The 19451-nt window shown below is 54.1% G+C and carries 15 protein-coding genes; 3 read left to right on the top strand and 12 right to left on the bottom strand.

Features of this window, described 5'->3' with window-relative positions:
• Positions 1–69 precede the first annotated feature (69 nt).
• The 12 genes from kdsB to AA74_RS0117850 all read right to left on the bottom strand — a co-directional run bounded on the left by kdsB (position 70) and on the right by AA74_RS0117850 (position 13959).
• Positions 70–816, bottom strand: coding sequence for a 3-deoxy-manno-octulosonate cytidylyltransferase (kdsB, locus tag AA74_RS0117905; RefSeq protein WP_008499959.1), 747 nt, complete (start codon positions 814–816; stop codon positions 70–72).
• Positions 813–995: a protein YcaR gene (gene ycaR, locus AA74_RS0117900; RefSeq protein WP_006174474.1), complete on the bottom strand. Its 183-nt coding sequence runs from the start codon at positions 993–995 to the stop codon at positions 813–815. The genes kdsB and ycaR overlap by 4 nt, the downstream gene beginning before the upstream one ends.
• 45 nt (positions 996–1040) lie before the next feature.
• Positions 1041–2270, bottom strand: a complete 1230-nt coding sequence (locus AA74_RS0117895) for a winged helix-turn-helix domain-containing protein (RefSeq protein ID WP_025912939.1) — start codon at positions 2268–2270, stop codon at positions 1041–1043.
• Positions 2271–2314: 44 nt separating this feature from the next.
• Complete coding sequence (gene lpxK / locus AA74_RS0117890) at positions 2315–3292, bottom strand: tetraacyldisaccharide 4'-kinase (RefSeq protein ID WP_025912938.1); 978 nt, start codon at positions 3290–3292, stop codon at positions 2315–2317.
• Positions 3289–5037 carry a lipid A ABC transporter ATP-binding protein/permease MsbA gene (msbA, locus tag AA74_RS0117885; protein WP_008499963.1) on the bottom strand — a complete coding sequence of 583 codons (1749 nt, stop codon included), beginning with the start codon at positions 5035–5037 and terminating at the stop codon, positions 3289–3291. Before msbA ends, lpxK begins: the two co-directional genes overlap by 4 nt.
• 35 nt (positions 5038–5072) lie before the next feature.
• Positions 5073–7337: a ComEC family protein gene (locus AA74_RS0117880; protein ID WP_025912937.1), complete on the bottom strand. Its 2265-nt coding sequence runs from the start codon at positions 7335–7337 to the stop codon at positions 5073–5075.
• A 214-nt stretch (positions 7338–7551) separates the two neighbouring features.
• Positions 7552–7839 (bottom strand): integration host factor subunit beta, encoded by a 288-nt coding sequence (gene ihfB, locus AA74_RS0117875; protein WP_008499965.1) that lies wholly within the window; start codon positions 7837–7839, stop codon positions 7552–7554.
• A gap of 170 nt (positions 7840–8009) precedes the next feature.
• A complete protein-coding gene (gene rpsA, locus AA74_RS0117870; protein ID WP_008499966.1) occupies positions 8010–9683 on the bottom strand; it encodes a 30S ribosomal protein S1 in 1674 nt (557 codons plus the stop codon).
• 111 nt (positions 9684–9794) lie between these two features.
• Entirely contained in the window at positions 9795–10478 is a 684-nt protein-coding gene (gene cmk / locus AA74_RS0117865; protein ID WP_008499967.1) for a (d)CMP kinase, read from the bottom strand.
• A gap of 184 nt (positions 10479–10662) precedes the next feature.
• Complete coding sequence (gene aroA / locus AA74_RS0117860) at positions 10663–11946, bottom strand: 3-phosphoshikimate 1-carboxyvinyltransferase (protein ID WP_008499969.1); 1284 nt, start codon at positions 11944–11946, stop codon at positions 10663–10665.
• Between the two features lie 69 nt (positions 11947–12015).
• Positions 12016–13104, bottom strand: a complete 1089-nt coding sequence (serC, locus tag AA74_RS0117855; RefSeq protein ID WP_025912936.1) for a 3-phosphoserine/phosphohydroxythreonine transaminase — start codon at positions 13102–13104, stop codon at positions 12016–12018.
• 162 nt (positions 13105–13266) lie between these two features.
• A complete protein-coding gene (locus AA74_RS0117850) occupies positions 13267–13959 on the bottom strand; it encodes a DUF421 domain-containing protein (protein WP_023343682.1) in 693 nt (230 codons plus the stop codon).
• Positions 13960–14086: 127 nt separating this feature from the next.
• On the opposite strand from AA74_RS0117850, the gene ycaO reads away from it, so the two are divergent.
• The 3 genes from ycaO to pflB all read left to right on the top strand — a co-directional run bounded on the left by ycaO (position 14087) and on the right by pflB (position 19445).
• A complete protein-coding gene (gene ycaO, locus AA74_RS0117845) occupies positions 14087–15847 on the top strand; it encodes a 30S ribosomal protein S12 methylthiotransferase accessory factor YcaO (RefSeq protein ID WP_023292885.1) in 1761 nt (586 codons plus the stop codon).
• A 406-nt stretch (positions 15848–16253) separates the two neighbouring features.
• Positions 16254–17111, top strand: coding sequence for a formate transporter FocA (gene focA / locus AA74_RS1000000123475; protein ID WP_008499974.1), 858 nt, complete (start codon positions 16254–16256; stop codon positions 17109–17111).
• A 51-nt stretch (positions 17112–17162) separates the two neighbouring features.
• Positions 17163–19445: a formate C-acetyltransferase gene (gene pflB / locus AA74_RS0117835; protein ID WP_008499975.1), complete on the top strand. Its 2283-nt coding sequence runs from the start codon at positions 17163–17165 to the stop codon at positions 19443–19445.
• Positions 19446–19451: the final 6 nt, after the last annotated feature.

The raw sequence follows: 19451 nt of genomic DNA, 5'->3' as shown, positions 1-19451 counted from the left end.
AATCAGGAAAAAGAAAGTGAAAAATAATCCGGAGAGTGCATCTCTCCCAACGGAGAGATGCCGGTAAGATTAACGCAATTCAGCGCGAACGCGCTCAAGATCTTCAGGGGTGTCTACGCCCGTGCCGGGGACTTCCTCAGCAACGGCAACGTGAATTTTCTCGCCGTACCAGAGCACGCGGAGTTGCTCCAGCATTTCGATATGCTCCAGCGGACTCGGGGCCCAGGCCACATAACGGCGAATAAAGCCGGCGCGATAGCCGTAGATCCCAATATGACGCAGGAAGGTATCACCGATGGTCTCTTTAGAAAGCGCAAAGCGATCGCGATCCCACGGGATCGTGGCACGGGAGAAATAGAGCGCATAGCCTTCCGCATCCATGACGACCTTCACCGCATTCGGGTTGAAAGCTTCTTCTGCATGATGAATGGGTACCGCCAGCGTGGCCATTCCGACCTGACGCTGCGCCAGGTTTTCGGCCACCTGACGGATAATCACCGCGGGGATCATCGGCTCGTCACCCTGCACGTTTACGATAACCGTATCATCACTGAAACCGCATTTCTCAACCACTTCCGCCAGACGCTCGGTGCCGGACTGGTGATCTGCGCGGGTCATGCATACCTCGCCGCCTGCCGCCTCAACCGCACGAGCGACATCCGGATGATCGGTGGCAACAATCACACGGTCAGCACCGGATTCACGCGCCCGCTCAAGGACATGCACGATCATCGGCTTGCCATTGATATCCACCAGCGGTTTACCCGGCAGACGGGTTGAAGCGTAACGCGCAGGAATAATGACAACAAAACTCATGGTTTGCTCTCTTCTGCCACCAGGGAACGGGCTTCGTTTTCCAGCAATACCGGAATACCGTCGCGCAGCGGGAAAGCCAGGCTGTCCAGCTTGCAAATGAGCTCTTGTTTGTCCTGGCTGTAGTAGAGTTTGCCGTTGCATACCGGGCAGGCAATAATTTCAAGTAAACGGTGATCCATAGTTCCTCCGTATGGGTAATCGCTAAAGCTTAACACATTCCTTTTTCAGGGCGTGCCTGTTTCCCAGCCACTTCGACAGGATGTAAACAATCCATCAGGTACCCGGCCCAGCGTCACATCGTCGGCCCCCTGCCAGCGCGCGAATTCGCTAATGGCGGACGTTAACCCTTTTTCCAGGCTCGCCGTCACCCTGACGCCCTCTTGCAAATAAAGCGCAATGATTTCAAGCGTGCCGGTCTTGCGATGCATTTTGGCATCCATGCGCCCGACCAGCTGCCCCTTATGCAGGAGCGGTAAAACAAAGTAGCCATACTGGCGCTTTGGGGCCGGGGTATAACATTCCAGCCGGTAGCTGAAATCAAAGAGCTGCTCGGCGCGTTTTCTGTCCCAGACGACCGGGTCGAAAGGCGACAATACCGCGCTGTGGGTCGCCTGCAGTTTCCCCTCCAGGGCCTGAGGCAATAGCGGGAGGAGATCCGCATGTAGCCACATTTCGCCCAGCGTTTCCACGGTAACGGGAATGACGCGCTGTTCGCGTTGCCACATGTCCAGCAGCGGTTTCAGCGCGGGCTGGCGCAGGCGATAGTAATCTGCCAGCCATTGCGAGCGAAAAATCCCCAGACTACGGGCGCTGTTTTCTAACATAATGGCCTCAGCCGCCTCCTGGGTAAGCAGGTCGCGCTCGTCGTCCCAGTGGGGCATCACGCGATGCGTGAGGTCGTAGACGCGCTGAAAATTACGCCGCTCAATCACCATGACTTTGCCTGAGGTAAACAGGCCTTCGAGATGACGCTTGTGCGGCTTCCACTCCCACCAGCCGCTTGTACCTTTGCGCGGGTGTTCAAAATCGGCGGAGCGTACAGGACCGTTTTCCTGAATATGCGCGATGAGCTGCTCTATTTCAGCCGCATGTTCCTGCATCCACGCCTGCCGGTATTTCCAGCCCATCTTTTCCGGCGCAAGCATACGGTGACGCACAAGGGCAAAATCGCTGCGGGGAAGGAAGCAGGCTTCGTGCGCCCAGTACTCCATCAACTCCCCCTTGCTGAGCGCCTCATCCAGCCACTGAGAAGGATAGCTCCCCAGGCGGCTGAACAGCACCAGGTAAGGGCTACGTGCCACAATATTAATGGTGTCGATCTGGAGTAGCGACATGCGCTGTACGGTAGAGAGAATATCGGCAGGCTGCGCGCGACGGCGGGGCTTTTTGAGCAGCCCCTGCGCGGCAAGGTGGAGATTACGTGCGGCTGAGAGCGAGAGTTGCGGTAAAGACATGCGTTTTCCTGTCAGTCAAAGCGCCACCAGAACCGCGTAAGCCTTTAGTGCACCAACGCAATCAGTTCCTTGAGCAAATGTTCCGGCTGCTCACCGCTGAGTTCGGCGTCAACCGGCAGATACCACCAGTTATCTTTCGCAAAGGCACGGCATTTCACCGCATCTTTTTCGGTCATGATCAGAGACTGCCCGGGTGTGGTCAGGGCGTCTATCTGCCCTTCCACCAGCGCCTGATGGTCGGCCAGCGGAACGCGTTTTTCCAGCCGGGCACCACACTGTTCCAGCGTCGCGAAGAAGCGCGGCGGATGACCAATGCCCGCCATCGCTACCAGTGAAGGAAGCTCTGAAACCGACCGGCGTTCACCCGTCACCAGGTTGATTGCCAGACCCGGCTGCAGGTGCATCGGGATTTCACCCGTTTTCGCCTCACCACCGTTCACGATCACCGCATCCACGGACGTCAGACGCGAAGCGCGTTCGCGCATGGGTCCGGCAGGTAACCACCAGCCGTTCCCAAAACGGCGAACCCCGTCGATGACCACAATCTCTTTATCTCGCGCCAGGGCATAATGCTGCAGACCATCGTCAGTGATAATGATCTGTACCGCATGTTCGGCAAGCAGGGCCCGGACGGCATCGCTGCGCACCGGGGAGACCGCCACAGGGGCGCCAGTACGCTGGAAAATCAATACCGGTTCATCACCCGCTTCAGCCGTCGTGGTTTCCGCCGTCAGCAACAGCGGGTAATGCGCCGCTTTACCACCATATCCCCGCGATACCACGCCCGAGCGTATACCGCGCTTTTGCAACTGCTCCACCAGCCAGATCACCACCGGCGTTTTGCCGTTGCCGCCCGCCGTAAGATTACCGACGACCACAACGGGCACCGGCGCGCGCCAGGCCCGCTTCACCCCAAGACGATAAAGCAGACGGATAATGCCGCTCACCAGGCCGTAGAGCCAGGAGAGCGGCAAAAGCAGCAGCCACAGCGGGGATTCACCGGACCAGATGCGTGCAATCATTCGCCGAACTGCATCTTATGAAGCTGAGCGTAAACGCCGCGGTGTTCCAGCAGATCAGCATGGCTTCCGCGTTCAACAATGACCCCATCCTCAACCACGACGATTTCATCAGCCTGCTCGATAGTCGACAGACGGTGCGCAATCACCAGCGAGGTGCGGTTCTTTTGCAGCTCATCCAGCGCCGACTGAATCGCGCGTTCAGATTCCGTATCCAGCGCAGAGGTCGCTTCGTCCAGGATCAGTATCGGGCTGTCGCGCAGCAGCGCTCGGGCAATGGCGATACGCTGACGCTGCCCACCGGAGAGCAGTACACCGTTCTCGCCGATGATGGTATCCAGACCGTTATCCATCTTGTTGATAAAGTCCATCGCGTAGGCCATACGTGCGGCGTTCTCAATCTGCTCGCGGCTGTACTCTTCAGTGCGTGCATAAGCAATATTGTTTGCCACGGTATCGTTGAACAGGTGCACGTTCTGGGAGACCAGCGCCACCTGGTTACGGAGCGACTGCAGGGTATACTCCCGCAGATCGTGACCGTCTAACAGAATTTCACCTTCGTCAATGTCGTAGAAACGGGTGATCAGGCTGGCAATGGTCGATTTACCCGAGCCGGAACGGCCTACCAGCGCAACGGTTTTCCCCGCCGGAATGGTCAGGTTGATATTGCGCAGAGCCGGTGTTTCGCGGCCAGGATAGGTAAAGGTCACATTGCGGAACTCAACGTCGCCGTTCGCGCGCTCAATGACGCGTTTGCCTTCATCTTTTTCCTGCTCGGAATCCAGAATGCTGAACAGGGTCTGACAGGCCGCCATCCCACGCTGGAACTGGGCGTTGACGTTTGTCAGTGATTTCAGCGGACGCATCAGGGCGATCATTGAGGAGAAGACCACGGTGATGGTACCCGCCGTCAGCGTCTCCATGACGCTCGGGAAGCTTGCCGCATACAGAACGAACGCCAGCGCCAGTGAGGCAATCAGCTGAATAATCGGGTCGGAGATAGAAGAGGCCGAGACCATTTTCATCCCCTGCAGACGCATTTTGTTGCTCACTTTATCAAAGCGTTTCGTTTCAACGTCCTGACCACCAAAAATCAGCACTTCTTTATGCCCTTTCAGCATCTGCTCTGCGCTGGTAGTCACCTGCCCCATCGTATTCTGCATATTCTTGCTGATATTACGGAAGCGTTTTGAGACGACGCGGATAGCAATAGAAACCACAGGTGCCAGAACGATAAGGATGAGCGACAGCTGCCAGCTGTAGTAGAACATCATCACGAACAGGCCGATAATCGACGCGCCCTCGCGCACAACCGTAATCAGCGCGCTGGAAGAGGAAGAGGCAACCTGCTCGGAGTCGTAGGTGATCCGCGACAGCAGCGTCCCGGTTGACTGCTTGTCAAAGAACGCAACCGGCATGCCCATCATGTGACTGAACAGCCGACGGCGCATGGTCATCACCACTTTCCCGGATACCCAGGAAATGCAGTAGCTGGAGATATAGCTGGTGATACCGCGTAAGATCATCAGTCCGATAACCACCAGAGGCATCCATAGCAGCACTGAGCGATCCGTTTTACCAAAACCGTCGTCCAGTAACGGTTTGAGAAGCGATAGCATAAAGGTATCGCTGGCTGCGTTGAGGATTAACGCTACACCCGCCACGATCAAGCCTGCTTTAAAAGGGGCAATCATCGGCCAGAGTCGGCGGAACGTTTGCCACGTGGAGAGATCTTTGTCGTTATGCATTCAAAAAACCAGCATTGTTGAAATAGCCGCATATTCTACCCGTTATCGACGGGCGCGCCAAACCACTGATGATACCAACGTGGTAAAATTTGCTCTCGCAAGCGCCGGATTTGCCAGTGATGTTGCGAGAATGTCACCGATATTTGTCCTGAATGAGGGGTATCGTGCCAGATATATCCCTCTTTTCGATAACGTCGAACGACTTTTGCCGACGGGAAGTGCCATGCGTTATAGCGGGCCGCAGAATCCAGGGCGATCTGTCCTTCCACCCGCTGTACCAGCGGCAATGAAGACGAGGTATTGCTGCCATGATGGGGGACCTGTATGAGCGTGGCCCTCAGATGACGCCAGTAATGGCTAAGCATAGCCTGTTCCGCCTGCACTTCAATGTCCCCTGTTAGCAGAACGCTTTGCTCCCCATCGTCCACCTTTACCACACAGGAATGGTTATTCCCCTGGGCCGGGTAATTTTCAGGAGGCCAGTGGACGGTGAAGGTTAATCCCTGCCATTCCCATTTTTGCCCACGAAAACAAGGGCGGTGCCCCGTCCTGCGTAACGGACTTCTTACCCATATATCCGGCCATGCTTTTTGCAACGACGCGAGGCCTCCTGCATGGTCGAGGTGTTCATGACTGAGAATCACTCCTTCTGGCCGCAGGTGATGCCAGCGAAGCCAGGGAATAATTAACCGCTGCGCGCTATCCCCGCCCGGCCAGGCGAGCCCGGTATCAAAGAGAATGGCTTTTCCCTGCCTTTCAATCACCATGGCCAGCCCCTGCCCCACGTCCAGCATATGCAGCGTCCAGCTCTCGCTTTTTTCCGCTCGCCAGAGGGGAAATGTCAGTAAGACGCTGCCTGCAAGACAAACGGCAGGAACGGTTTTCCAGGCACGAAAACGCCAGGCAATAATACTCAACCACGGCAGTAATGCCATGATTTGCCAGCGTTGATCAACATTCTGCCAGCCATCTGGCAGGCGCATCAGTAGCCAGAAGAGTCCCGCAAGCGACTTATCGGCGGCAAACCAGATGGCACTTTCTACCGCAGCCAGCGGTAGCAAATGGAGCAGCATACCGAGCAGGATCAGCGGGACGGAGACAAACGTTACCAGGGGTACGGCAAAGAGATTCGCGACAAGGGAGGAGAAGCTGAAGCCATGGAAAATCAGAACCTGTAACGGCATGAGCAGCAGCAACATCCCGACCTGCAGATAAATCAGGTTCAGTAGCGGCCGCATCCGTCGTGTCCAATTCCAGTCGGGAAGAGGCACCCACTGAAACCAGAAAATCAGCGCGGCGACGGCAAAGGCTGACAGAACCAGACTCTGCGAAAGTACGGCCAGGGGATCGTTAATCAGTATCGCCGCGATGCAGCAGCTCCAAACCTGCCAGGGAGACCATTGACGGCCAGTAATCCGCAACAGAGCAAGCACCGCAAGGGCGATGATCGTCCTCAGCGCAGGCGGTTGCAGGCCGGTAAGCCAGGCGTAGAAAGCAGCAAAGAACAACCCGGCAAGGAGAGGCATTTTCCAGTGGACGCGGTGGCTGGGTAATAAAAACTGGAGTCCACGTGCAAGTAACCAGACGAGAGAGGCTGCCAGCGCGATATGCAGACCCGAAATCGCCATCAGATGCAGCGTGCCGGTTTCCCGCATCAGGTCTTTTATTTCACGGGGTACTTCCAGGCGTTCTCCCATCCCAAGCCCCAGGATAACCGCTCCCCATCGGTAAGCTGAAAGTCGGTTTTGCAGCGACATCAGATATTGCGCTCGCAGGCTGCAGCGCCCGTCGACGATCTCCGCACGGGTGAAGCGCCCGCTCAGCGTTTGATGTCGGGCAAAAGCGCTGCGCTGAGAATCATAACCGCCGTCGTTGAGTTCGCCGTGTGCAGGCCTGAGCCTGAGCGTCACGCTCCAGCGCTGCCCTGCACACGCCTTTTGCGGCAGATAATTGCCATACAGCGTTACGCCGGTAGAGGCCCACCAGCGCTTGCCATTGACGCTTAGAATGCTTCCCTGATGTTGAGTGGCGCCGTCGGTCGCGGTGAGCTCTATCTCAGCCTGCACGGCCCCCGTTGTTAAATGCTGCATCGGCCAGACGCTCTCCTGCGCGGCCAAAATGCCCCAGGCACAAAATAACAGCGTCATACCCGCATACCTCAGTCGACTGTTTTGCCATACCGCTAGCACTATCCCGCCAGCCATCATTGCCCACACGGTGTAGGGGGAAGGCAGTTCAGGTAACCAGAGTAACGGAACTATCGCCAGAATGGCGCAGATGCTAAGCGCGGGAATTCCCATTGCCACCTCCCTGTTTCAGGGTGGCAGTATGCAGGCAGGTTGAGCATGTCGTCAGGCGTGAAGAATACGATTTACGGCAAGCGCAGCAAGGTATTTAACGGGTTGCAGAAAACGAAACGGAAAATGCGGGGCACCTTCAGAAAGAAAGCGACGGGTACAAAAAAAGCACCCGCAGGTGCTTTCTTTCGAACCCAGTTTAACCGGCTGGCTAAACTCAGTTGCCGTAAATATTGGCGCGATCGCGCAGTTCTTTACCCGGCTTAAAGTGTGGAACGTACTTACCTTCCAGCTCGACTTTATCGCCAGTTTTCGGGTTACGCCCGGTACGTGGAGCACGATAGTGCAGAGAAAAACTACCGAAACCGCGGATTTCAATGCGCTCGCCCTGGGCAAGAGTGGAGGCCATATGCTCCAGCATCTCTTTTACGGCATCTTCCACTGCCTTGGCAGGGATATGCGGTTGCTGACTGGCAAGTCTTTCAATCAATTCTGACTTGGTCATGATTCCTCCGGTTCCTTTCAAACCAATTAGCTGAACAGCTCATTAAACAAGGGCGGCCGTAGCCGCCCTTTGTTATTGATTACAGGACGAATCCTGTAATCTGTCAAGTTTGCTCCTCATCCTTCGCGCTGTAAATGCGTTACAGCGCAAATGATGCTGAGAACCTGATATTACTCGCCTTTAGCTGCTTTGAAAGCTTCAGCCATTGCGTTGTTAGAGAAGTTTGCATCTTCCTGTTTGTTAACAGTTGCGATTGCATCTTTCTCATCAGCTTCGTCTTTAGCACGAACAGACAGGCTGATTGCACGGTTCTTACGGTCAACACCGGTGAACTTAGCTTCAACGTCGTCGCCTACGTTCAGAACCAGAGTGGCATCTTCAACGCGGTCACGGGAAGCTTCAGAAGCGCGCAGGTAACCTTCAACGCCGTCAGCCAGTTCTACGGTTGCGCCTTTCGCGTCAACTGCAGTGACTTTACCGTTTACGATTGCGCCTTTCTTGTTCAGTGCAACCCAGTTGTTGAACGGATCTTCTGCGAGCTGTTTAACGCCCAGGGAGATACGCTCACGCTCTGCGTCAACCTGCAGAACAACTGCAGCGATTTCGTCGCCTTTTTTGTATTCACGAACTGCTTCTTCGCCTGCAACGTTCCAGGAGATGTCAGACAGGTGAACCAGGCCATCGATGCCGCCGTCCAGGCCGATGAAGATACCGAAGTCAGTGATAGACTTGATTTTACCTTCAACACGGTCGCCCTTGTTGTGGGTTTCCGCGAACTGCTGCCATGGGTTGTTTTTGCACTGCTTCAGGCCCAGGGAGATACGACGACGTTCTTCGTCGATATCCAGAACCATCACTTCCACTACATCACCAACGTTAACAACTTTGGATGGGTGGATGTTTTTGTTGGTCCAGTCCATTTCGGAAACGTGCACCAGACCTTCAACGCCTTCTTCGATTTCAACGAAGCAGCCGTAGTCAGTCAGGTTGGTTACGCGACCAGTCAGTTTAGTCCCTTCTGGGTAACGCTTAGCGATAGCTACCCATGGATCTTCGCCCAGCTGTTTCAGGCCGAGGGATACACGAGTACGCTCGCGGTCGAACTTCAGCACTTTAACAGTGATTTCGTCGCCCACGTTCACGATTTCGCTTGGGTGCTTAACGCGTTTCCACGCCATGTCGGTGATGTGCAGCAGGCCATCAACGCCGCCCAGGTCAACGAATGCGCCGTAGTCAGTGAGGTTCTTAACGATACCTTTGACTTCCATGCCTTCCTGCAGGTTTTCCAGCAGCTGATCGCGTTCTGCGCTGTTTTCGGATTCGATAACGGCACGACGGGAAACAACAACGTTGTTACGCTTCTGGTCCAGCTTGATTACTTTGAACTCAAGCTCTTTGCCTTCCAGGTGCAGGGTGTCACGAACTGGACGAACGTCTACCAGAGAACCTGGCAGGAACGCGCGAATACCATTCAGCTCAACAGTGAAGCCACCTTTAACTTTGCCGTTGATAACACCGACCACAGTTTCAGCTTCTTCGTAAGCTTTTTCCAGCGTGATCCATGCTTCGTGACGTTTCGCTTTCTCACGAGAAAGCAGGGTTTCACCGAAGCCGTCTTCTACTGCGTCCAGAGCAACGTCAACTTCGTCGCCAACCTGGATTTCCAGCTCGCCCTGGGCGTTTTTGAACTGCTCTGCCGGAATGGCGGACTCAGATTTCAGACCGGCGTCAACCAGTACTACGTCTTTGTCGATAGCAACAACAACACCGCGAACGATGGAACCCGGGCGGGTTTCGATTTCTTTTAAGGATTCTTCAAACAGTTGAGCAAAAGATTCAGTCATGTTTAATCTTCAGGTTAATATTAACGTCCACCTGGCTCCGTGCCGGATGGGGTTGTTTCACATACCCGCCGTCAATCCATTGCAGCGGGGGTACTGCTAAATCGGTCGCGATTACGCGAGTGCCAGTTTTTGGCGCGCATATTGTAGCGCTTTTTCAATCACTTGCTCAATAGTTAAACTGGTTGAATCCAGAACTAATGCATCTTCTGCTGGAACAAGTGGGGCGACGGCGCGGTTACGATCGCGGTCATCGCGCTCTTTTATCTCGGATAAAAGGCGATCAAAGTTAACACTAAACCCCTTTTCCTGCAACTGAAGCATGCGGCGTTGAGCGCGTTCTTCCGAAGAGGCGTCAAGGAAAATTTTCACAGGTGCATCAGGGAATACCACGGTTCCCATATCGCGTCCGTCCGCGATCAAACCCGGTGCTTCACGGAACGCGCGCTGACGACGTAACAGCGCCTCACGAACGCGCGGGAAGGCCGCTACCTGAGAGGCCGCATTTGCCACTTCCTGAGTACGGATTTCCCCGCTCACGTCTTCCCCTTCAAGGATGACTTCCAGGTTGCCATTGGTCGACACGAAACGCACATCAAGATGCGCAGCCAGCGGAACCAGCGCTTCTTCTGACGCCACGTCCACATGATGATGCAGCGCAGCCAGGGCCAGCACGCGATAGATTGCTCCCGAATCTAAAAGATGCCATTGCAATGCTTCCGCCATCGCTTTGCACAGAGTCCCTTTCCCTGCGCCACTCGGCCCGTCAATGGTGATTACCGGGGCAATTGCCGTCATCTTTTTCTCCTTAAATAAGGCATACCGTTTACATGAACGCCGCGCATTATACGCGTCAACGTGCGCAACTGTTACCTTTGCGTGCAAATTACGGATTGATTGAAGCAGAGTGTAGAAGAAATGAACGGAAGTGTTCGTCAGGAAGCGTAAGGAAATGCCGCATCAGGTGATGCGGCAAAAGTCATCAGGCCAGCGTGCTAATGCGTGCCAGCTGTTCAAAGTAGTCCGGGAACGTTTTCGCCGTACATTTCGGATCGAGAATGGTCACAGGCGTGTCGGACAGTGCCACCAGCGAGAAGCACATCGCCATACGGTGATCGTTGTAGGTGCCGATCTCGGCAACCTGCAGTTTTGCAGGAGGCGTGACGCGAATGTAGTCTTCGCCCTCTTCCACCTCAGCACCGACCTTACGCAGTTCGGTCGCCATCGCAAACAGACGGTCAGTCTCTTTTACGCGCCAGTTGTAGATGTTACGCAGCGTGGTGGTGCCTTTTGCAAACAGCGCCGCCGTGGCAATGGTCATCGCCGCATCCGGAATATGGTTCATGTCCATGTCGATGGCCTTCAGCTCGCCGTGAGTACAGGAAATGAAGTCATCACCCCAGGTCACAACCGCGCCCATTTTTTCCAGCACGTCCGCAAAACGAATGTCACCCTGCACGCTGTTGCGACCAATACCGGTCACCTTCACGGTACCGCCTTTGATCGCGCCTGCAGCCAGGAAGTAAGATGCCGACGAGGCGTCGCCTTCAACAAGATAGCTGCCCGGAGACTGGTACTGCTGCGCCCCACGCACGACAAAACGCTGATAAGACTGGTTTTCCACCTCAACGCCGAAGGTTTTCATCAGGTGCAGCGTGATATCAATATACGGTTTGGAGACCAGCTCACCTTTAATCGTGATAACCGTATCCTGCGGAGCCAGCGGCGCGGTCATCAGCAGTGCGGTCAGGAACTGGCTGGAGACGCTGCCGTCAACCTCGACGTGACCGCCGGTAAAGCCCCCGCGCAGACGCAGTGGCGGATAATTTTCCTGCTCCAGATACTCGATCTGCGCGCCGCCCTGACGCAGGGCATCCACCAGATGGCCAATCGGACGCTCTTTCATGCGCGGCTCGCCGGTCAGCACAATGTTGTTGCGCCCAAGACACAGGGCCGCCGCCAGCGGACGCATCGCGGTACCCGCGTTGCCCAGAAACAGCTCAAGCTCTTCACCCGTCTGCAGCGCGCCGCCGTTGCCGGTCACTTCGCAGCGGGTACGATCGTCGGAGAGAGTGTAATGAACGCCCAACGCTTTCAGCGCATTGAGCATATGGCGCACGTCATCGCTGTCCAGCAGGTTTGTAAGGACGGTGGTGCCGTTTGCCAGTGCTGCCAGCAGCAGAGCGCGGTTCGAGACACTTTTTGAACCAGGCAGATTAATGGTGCCATCTACCCGCGCGATAGGTTGTAACGTCAGGGATTCCATGAAAACTTAACTCTCAACTCAACATAATAAAAACCCCGCAGCAGGGCTACGGGGGTGAAAACAGCGCGATTAACCGTGGCGACGTTCGAAGTCGATCATGAAATCGGTCAGCGCTTTAACGCCTTCCAGCGGCATCGCGTTATAGATGGAGGCACGCATGCCGCCCACGACACGGTGACCTTTCAGCGCGTGCAGGCCGGCCGCGAAGGACTCTTCCAGGAACACTTTATCCAGGTTGCTGTCCGCCAGCTGGAACGGCACGTTCATGCGGGAACGGTTAGCTTTCGCCACGTCGTTGCGGTAGAAATCGCTCTTGTCGATCACGCCATACAGCAGTTCGGCTTTCTGTTGATTCACTTTGTCCATCTGCGCCACGCCGCCGTTTTGCTTCAGCCATTTGAAGACCAGGCCGGAGAGGTACCAGGCAAACGTCGGTGGGGTGTTGAACATAGAATCGTTGTCGTTCAGCACGGTGTAATCAAGAATGGACGGGCACGATGTATGCGCTTTACCCAGCAGGTCTTCACGCACGATAACAATCGTCAGGCCTGCAGGGCCGATATTTTTCTGCGCGCCCGCGTAGATCACGCCATAACGGCTGACGTCAATTGGTGCAGAAAGAATGGTGGAGGAGAAGTCAGCGGCAACCACGACGTCTTTACCGAAGTTCGGCGTCTCGTCGATGGCAATCCCGTCAATGGTTTCGTTCGGGCAATAGTGCAGATACGCTGCGTTATCAGAAAGCTGCCATTCGCTCATTGACTTCACGGCGCGCAGGCCGTCAACGGTCACTTTGGCGTCAATCACATTCGGCGTGCAGTATTTGTGCGCTTCTTTCACCGCACTGGCCGCCCAGTAGCCTGCGTCAACGTAGTCTGCCGTCGTTTTATCGCCCAGGATGTTTAGCGGTACGCCTGCAAACTGGCCGCGCCCGCCGCCGTGACAGAACAATACTTTGTAGTTCGAGGGAATATTCAGCAGATCGCGAAAATCCTTTTCTGCCTCTTCCGCCACCTGAATAAACTCTTTACCCCGGTGGCTGATTTCCATCACCGACGTTCCCAGACCGTTCCAGTCACAAAGTTCCTGTTGAGCCTGTTTAAGCACGTCTGCCGGTAACATTGCCGGACCTGAACTGAAATTAAAGACTTGAGCCATTTCCCCTCACCACGCTAAAAGCCATAAGTTATAACTGTGGATATCGGTTTTATCATTCAGTGACACGCGCCGCAATGTCTAAAACTTATGACCCGTGAAATGTGCCCCACGTCACACAAAACAATCTGCCGCCTCGCCAGGACAAAACCGACAAAATGGCTGTCAGGTGATGCGTTTAGCCCGGCTAACCTTCGTCCATTCCGGATTTGCACAGCGGGGGCATAATTGACGATCCCCCGGCTGCATCGCGACGACATGGCTACATCTCACGCAGGCATACTCGCCTGATTCCGGTACGGTTCTGAAACGCTCGACCAGCATATCCGGCAGGATGCACAGTCCCGGCCTCACCTCATCGTCAGAATAGTAATAGACGCTAATCTGCCCGTTGGTCTCCATGATCGCCAGACGCACCTGCCCGAGCTGTTCCACGCTGTTGAGGCGTAGCTCCATAAAGAACTCAAACTCGGTCATATTGGCGCTCTGAACGTTTTCCCAGGCCAGCTGACCGTCCTCGACGATAACGACCGGCTTCCCTTCAAGCAGATCTTCCAGCTTTTCACTTTTCGACATCAGCCACATGACAAGGCGGTAAAGCAGCGCCAGTGTGACAAAAACGATAAATACCGGCACCATCGGCACATCATCATAGAAGGCGACATCCCCCGCCGCGGAACCCAACGTCAGGATGATCAACACTTCAAAAAGCGACATCTGCCGCACGCCGCGACGACCGGTGATTTTAAGAAACAGGAAGACCAGAACGAAGGTATACAGACTACGCAGCGCCACTTCGCCTAAAAATTCAGGAGGGACTTTATCAAACGCCATCCGCTGGAGATCGAATGCTTTCATTTTTCTATGCCTTAACAGTGAGTTACTGACAATAAGCATAGCCCAGTCTTTTATTTTCGCCGGAGATAGCACCCGTCACGCAAAACCCGTATCATTGCGCGCTTTACGTACGATAAAAGTGAACGCCATGACTCAAACGTTTATCCCCGGCAAAGACGCCGCTCTGGAAGATTCCATCGCTCGCTTCCAGCAGAAACTGACCGACCTGGGTTTTAACATCGAAGAAGCCTCCTGGCTCAATCCGGTGCCTCATGTCTGGTCCGTGCATATTCGCGATAAAGACTGTGCCCTGTGCTTTACCAACGGTAAAGGCGCGACAAAAAAAGCGGCACTGGCCTCCGCGCTGGGTGAGTATTTTGAGCGTCTGTCCACCAACTATTTCTTCGCTGACTTCTGGCTGGGCGAAACCATCGCCAACGGCCCGTTCGTTCACTATCCGAACGAAAAATGGTTCCCGCTGACCGAAGACGATGAACTGCCGGAAGGAATTCTCGACGCGCGCCTGCGTGCCTTCTACGATCCGGAAAACGAACTGACCGCCAGCATGCTGATCGATCTGCAGTCCGGCAACGACGATCGCGGTATTTGCGCCCTGCCGTTTACCCGTCAATCTGACGAGCAGACCGTCTATATTCCGATGAACATTGTCGGCAACCTGTATGTGTCTAACGGCATGTCCGCCGGTAACACCCGCAATGAAGCGCGCGTGCAGGGGCTGTCTGAAGTCTTCGAGCGTCATATCAAAAACCGCATTATTGCCGAATCCATCAGCCTGCCTGAAATTCCGGCAGAGGTGCTGGCGCGCTACCCGGGCGTGGTGGAATCCATCGCCAAGCTGGAAGCAGAAGGTTTCCCAATCTTTGCGTATGACGGCTCGCTGGGCGGCAAGTATCCAGTGATCTGCGTCGTGCTGTTTAACCCGACCAACGGCACCTGCTTCGCCTCCTTCGGCGCGCACCCGGACTTCGGCGTGGCGCTGGAGCGTACCGTTACCGAGCTGCTCCAGGGCCGTAGCCTGAAAGATCTCGACGTGTTTACGCCGCCAACGTTTGACGATGAAGAAGTGGCCGAGCATACCAACCTCGAAACCCACTTCATCGATTCCAGCGGCTTAATTTCCTGGGATATGTTCAAGCAGGACGCGGACTATCCGTTCGTGGACTGGAGCTTTGCCGGTACCACGGAAGAAGAGTTCGCGACGCTGATGGCGATCTTTAACGCGGAAGACCAGGAAGTGTACATTGCCGATTACGAGCACCTGGGCGTTTACGCGTGCCGCATCATCGTGCCTGGCATGTCTGATATCTATCCGGCGGAAGATCTGTGGCTGGCAAACAACAGCATGGGCGCGCATCTGCGAGAAACGCTGCTGGCTCTGCCGGGCAGCGAATGGGAGAAAGAAGATTATCTGAACCTGATCGCCCAGCTGGACGAAGAAGGCCACGATGATTTCACCCGCGTACGCGAACTCCTGGGCCTGGCGACCGGTAAAGACAACGGCTGGTACACCCTGCGCATCGGTGAGTTGAAAGCGATGCTGGCCCTGGCGGGCGGCGATCTGGATCAGGCCCTGGCCTGGACCGAGTGGACCATGGAGTTCAACCAGTCGGTCTTCTCTGCCGAGCGCACCAACTATTACCGCTGCCTGCAAACCCTGCTGCTGCTTGCACAGGAAGAGGATCGCGAACCGCTGCAATATCTGAATGCTTTCGTGCGTATGTACGGCGCTGAGGCCGTTGAAGCAGCCAGCGCAGCCCTGAGCGGCGAAGCGCCGTTCTATGGCCTGCAGGCTGTTGATAGCGATCTGAAAGCCTTCCCGGCGCATCAGTCGCTGCTGAAGGCCTACGAAAAGCTGCAGAAAGCAAAAGCCGCTTACTGGTCAAAATAAGCGCACATAACATTACTAGCAGTAGGCGTATTCAATCGTCTGGGCTATATTACGGGGCAATTTCATTGCCCCTTTTTTTATTTCCTTCGGCAATGATTGTTGATTGTAATAATAAAGTTAAACACGGGTAAATATAATAATATTGATCTGGGCTTTACTGTTACTTTTTATGGTTAATACTCCATATTAATTAACTGATAAAGAGGTGGCCGAACGAAAAAATTCAACTCTTTTCATAACTTTTAAAATTTATTTTTATACGGATAATCAAATACTTACTCCGCATTTGCTGTAAATCCATACACATTGCGGGCCTATAAGCCAGGCGAGATATGATCTATATCAATTTCTCTTCTATAATGCTTTGTTAGTATCTCGTCGCCGACTTAATAAAGAGAGAGTTAGTGTGAAAGCTGACAACCCTTTTGATCTTTTACTCCCTGCTGCGATGGCCAAAGTTGCCGAAGAAGCAGGTGTCTATAAAGCAACGAAACACCCGATGAAGACGTTCTATCTGGCGATCACGGCTGGTGTGTTCATCTCTATCGCTTTCGTCTTCTACATCACCGCCACCACCGGTACTGCCGGAATGCCTTTCGGCATGGCCAAACTGATTGGCGGCATTTGTTTCTCACTGGGTCTGATTCTTTGCGTCATTTGCGGCGCCGACCTCTTCACCTCAACGGTGCTGATTGTCGTGGCAAAGGCGAGCGGAAGAATTACCTGGGGTCAGCTGGCACGTAACTGGCTTAATGTTTACGTGGGTAACCTGGTTGGTTGTCTGCTCTTTGTTTTGTTGATGTGGCTTTCTGGCGAGTACATGACCGCCAACGGTGGCTGGGGCCTTAACGTCCTGCAAACCGCCGACCACAAAATGCACCACACATTTATCGAAGCCGTTGCTCTCGGCATCCTCGCTAACCTGATGGTCTGCCTGGCTGTATGGATGAGCTACTCGGGTCGTAGCCTGATGGACAAAGCCTTAATTATGGTTCTGCCGGTTGCGATGTTTGTTGCCAGCGGCTTTGAGCACAGTATCGCCAATATGTTCATGATCCCAATGGGCATTGTTATCCGCGACTTTGCGAGCCCGGAGTTCTGGACCGCAGTTGGTTCATCCCCGGAAAGTTTCTCACACCTGACTATTATGAATTTCATTACTGATAACCTGATCCCTGTCACTATCGGGAACATTATCGGTGGGGGTCTGTTAGTTGGGTTGACATACTGGGTCATTTACCTGCGTGGCGACGATCATCATTGATGGTTTTCTCAGGCAGTAAATAAAAAATCCACTTAAGAAGGTAGGTGTTACATGTCCGAGCTTAATGAAAAGTTAGCCACAGCCTGGGAAGGTTTTGCGAAAGGTGACTGGCAGAATGAAGTAAACGTACGTGACTTCATTCAGAAAAACTATACCCCGTATGAAGGTGACGAATCCTTCCTGGCTGGCGCAACTGACGCGACCACCAAGCTGTGGGACAGCGTAATGGAAGGCGTTAAACTGGAAAACCGCACTCACGCGCCAGTTGATTTTGACACCTCCGTTGCTTCCACCATCACTTCTCACGATGCTGGCTATATCAACAAAGCCCTTGAGAAAATCGTTGGTCTGCAGACTGAAGCACCACTGAAACGCGCAATCATCCCGTTCGGTGGTATTAAAATGGTTGAAGGTTCATGCAAAGCGTATAACCGCGAGCTGGACCCAATGCTGAAAAAAATCTTCACCGAATACCGCAAAACCCACAACCAGGGCGTATTCGATGTTTACACCAAAGACATTCTGAACTGCCGTAAATCTGGCGTTCTGACTGGTCTGCCAGATGCATATGGCCGTGGCCGTATCATCGGTGACTACCGTCGCGTTGCGCTGTACGGTATCGACTTCCTGATGAAAGACAAGTACGCGCAGTTTGTTTCCCTGCAGTCCGATCTGGAAAACGGCGTAAACCTGGAAGCGACTATCCGTCTGCGTGAAGAAATCGCTGAACAGCACCGCGCGCTGGGTCAGATCAAAGAGATGGCTGCTAAATACGGCTGCGATATCTCTGGTCCTGCTACCAACGCTCAGGAAGCTATCCAGTGGACCTACTTCGGCTACCTGGCCGCAGTTAAATCTCAGAACGGCGCAGCAATGTCCTTCGGTCGCGTATCCACCTTCCTGGATGCCTATATCGAACGTGACCTGAAAGCAGGCAAAATCACCGAGCAAGACGCTCAGGAAATGATTGACCACCTGGTCATGAAACTGCGTATGGTTCGCTTCCTGCGTACCCCTGAATACGATGAGCTGTTCTCCGGTGACCCAATCTGGGCAACTGAATCCATCGGCGGTATGGGCGTTGACGGCCGTACTCTGGTGACCAAAAACAGCTTCCGCTTCCTGAATACCCTGTACACCATGGGTCCTTCTCCGGAGCCGAACATCACCGTTCTGTGGTCTGAAAAACTGCCTCTGAACTTCAAGAAATTCGCCGCTAAAGTGTCCATCGACACCTCTTCTCTGCAGTACGAGAACGATGACCTGATGCGTCCGGACTTCAACAACGACGATTACGCTATCGCTTGCTGCGTAAGCCCAATGGTTGTTGGTAAGCAAATGCAGTTCTTCGGTGCGCGTGCAAACCTGGCGAAAACCATGCTGTACGCAATCAACGGCGGCGTTGATGAAAAACTGAAAATGCAGGTTGGTCCTAAGTCTGAGCCGATCAAAGGTGATGTGCTGAACTATGACGAAGTCATGGAACGCATGGACCACTTCATGGACTGGCTGGCGAAACAGTACGTCACTGCGCTGAACGTTATCCACTACATGCACGACAAGTACAGCTACGAAGCCTCTCTGATGGCGCTGCACGACCGTGACGTTATCCGCACCATGGCGTGTGGTATCGCAGGTCTGTCCGTTGCTGCTGACTCCCTGTCTGCAATCAAATATGCGAAAGTTAAACCAATTCGTGACGAAGACGGTCTGGCTATCGACTTCGAAATCGAAGGCGAATATCCGCAGTTTGGTAACAACGATTCTCGCGTTGATGACATGGCGGTTGACCTGGTAGAACGTTTCATGAAGAAAATTCAGAAACTGACTACCTACCGTAACGCTATCCCGACTCAGTCTGTTCTGACCATCACCTCTAACGTTGTGTATGGTAAGAAAACCGGTAACACCCCAGACGGTCGTCGTGCTGGCGCGCCATTCGGCCCAGGTGCAAACCCAATGCACGGTCGTGACCAGAAAGGTGCGGTTGCCTCTCTGACTTCTGTCGCTAAACTGCCGTTTGCTTACGCGAAAGATGGTATCTCCTACACCTTCTCTATCGTGCCAAATGCGCTGGGTAAAGACGACGAAGTGCGTAAAACTAACCTCGCGGGTCTGATGGATGGTTACTTCCACCACGAAGCGTCCATCGAAGGTGGTCAGCACCTGAACGTGAACGTCATGAACCGTGAAATGCTGCTCGACGCGATGGAACATCCTGAGAAATATCCTCAGCTGACCATCCGTGTATCTGGCTACGCAGTACGTTTTAACTCCCTGACTAAAGAACAGCAGCAGGACGTTATCACCCGTACTTTCACTCAGTCCATGTAAGTGGAA

The sequence above is a fragment of the Enterobacter sp. 5-4 genome (assembly GCF_000612205.1).
Classification (GTDB): domain Bacteria; phylum Pseudomonadota; class Gammaproteobacteria; order Enterobacterales; family Enterobacteriaceae; genus Enterobacter; species Enterobacter roggenkampii.
The sequence above is the reverse complement of the archived record's forward strand: the minus strand, read 5'-3'. Positions and strand labels throughout refer to the sequence as shown.

Bases quoted from the DNA above. Each gene is read 5' to 3' on its own strand.
- kdsB (WP_008499959.1), bottom strand. From the start codon at position 816: ATGAGTTTTGTTGTCATTATTCCTGCGCGTTACGCTTCAACCCGTCTG.
- ycaR (WP_006174474.1), bottom strand. From the start codon at position 995: ATGGATCACCGTTTACTTGAAATTATTGCCTGCCCGGTATGCAACGGC.
- AA74_RS0117895 (WP_025912939.1), bottom strand. From the start codon at position 2,270: ATGTCTTTACCGCAACTCTCGCTCTCAGCCGCACGTAATCTCCACCTT.
- lpxK (WP_025912938.1), bottom strand. From the start codon at position 3,292: ATGATTGCACGCATCTGGTCCGGTGAATCCCCGCTGTGGCTGCTGCTT.
- msbA (WP_008499963.1), bottom strand. From the start codon at position 5,037: ATGCATAACGACAAAGATCTCTCCACGTGGCAAACGTTCCGCCGACTC.
- AA74_RS0117880 (WP_025912937.1), bottom strand. From the start codon at position 7,337: ATGGGAATTCCCGCGCTTAGCATCTGCGCCATTCTGGCGATAGTTCCG.
- ihfB (WP_008499965.1), bottom strand. From the start codon at position 7,839: ATGACCAAGTCAGAATTGATTGAAAGACTTGCCAGTCAGCAACCGCAT.
- rpsA (WP_008499966.1), bottom strand. From the start codon at position 9,683: ATGACTGAATCTTTTGCTCAACTGTTTGAAGAATCCTTAAAAGAAATC.
- cmk (WP_008499967.1), bottom strand. From the start codon at position 10,478: ATGACGGCAATTGCCCCGGTAATCACCATTGACGGGCCGAGTGGCGCA.
- aroA (WP_008499969.1), bottom strand. From the start codon at position 11,946: ATGGAATCCCTGACGTTACAACCTATCGCGCGGGTAGATGGCACCATT.
- serC (WP_025912936.1), bottom strand. From the start codon at position 13,104: ATGGCTCAAGTCTTTAATTTCAGTTCAGGTCCGGCAATGTTACCGGCA.
- AA74_RS0117850 (WP_023343682.1), bottom strand. From the start codon at position 13,959: ATGAAAGCATTCGATCTCCAGCGGATGGCGTTTGATAAAGTCCCTCCT.
- ycaO (WP_023292885.1), top strand. From the start codon at position 14,087: ATGACTCAAACGTTTATCCCCGGCAAAGACGCCGCTCTGGAAGATTCC.
- pflB (WP_008499975.1), top strand. From the start codon at position 17,163: ATGTCCGAGCTTAATGAAAAGTTAGCCACAGCCTGGGAAGGTTTTGCG.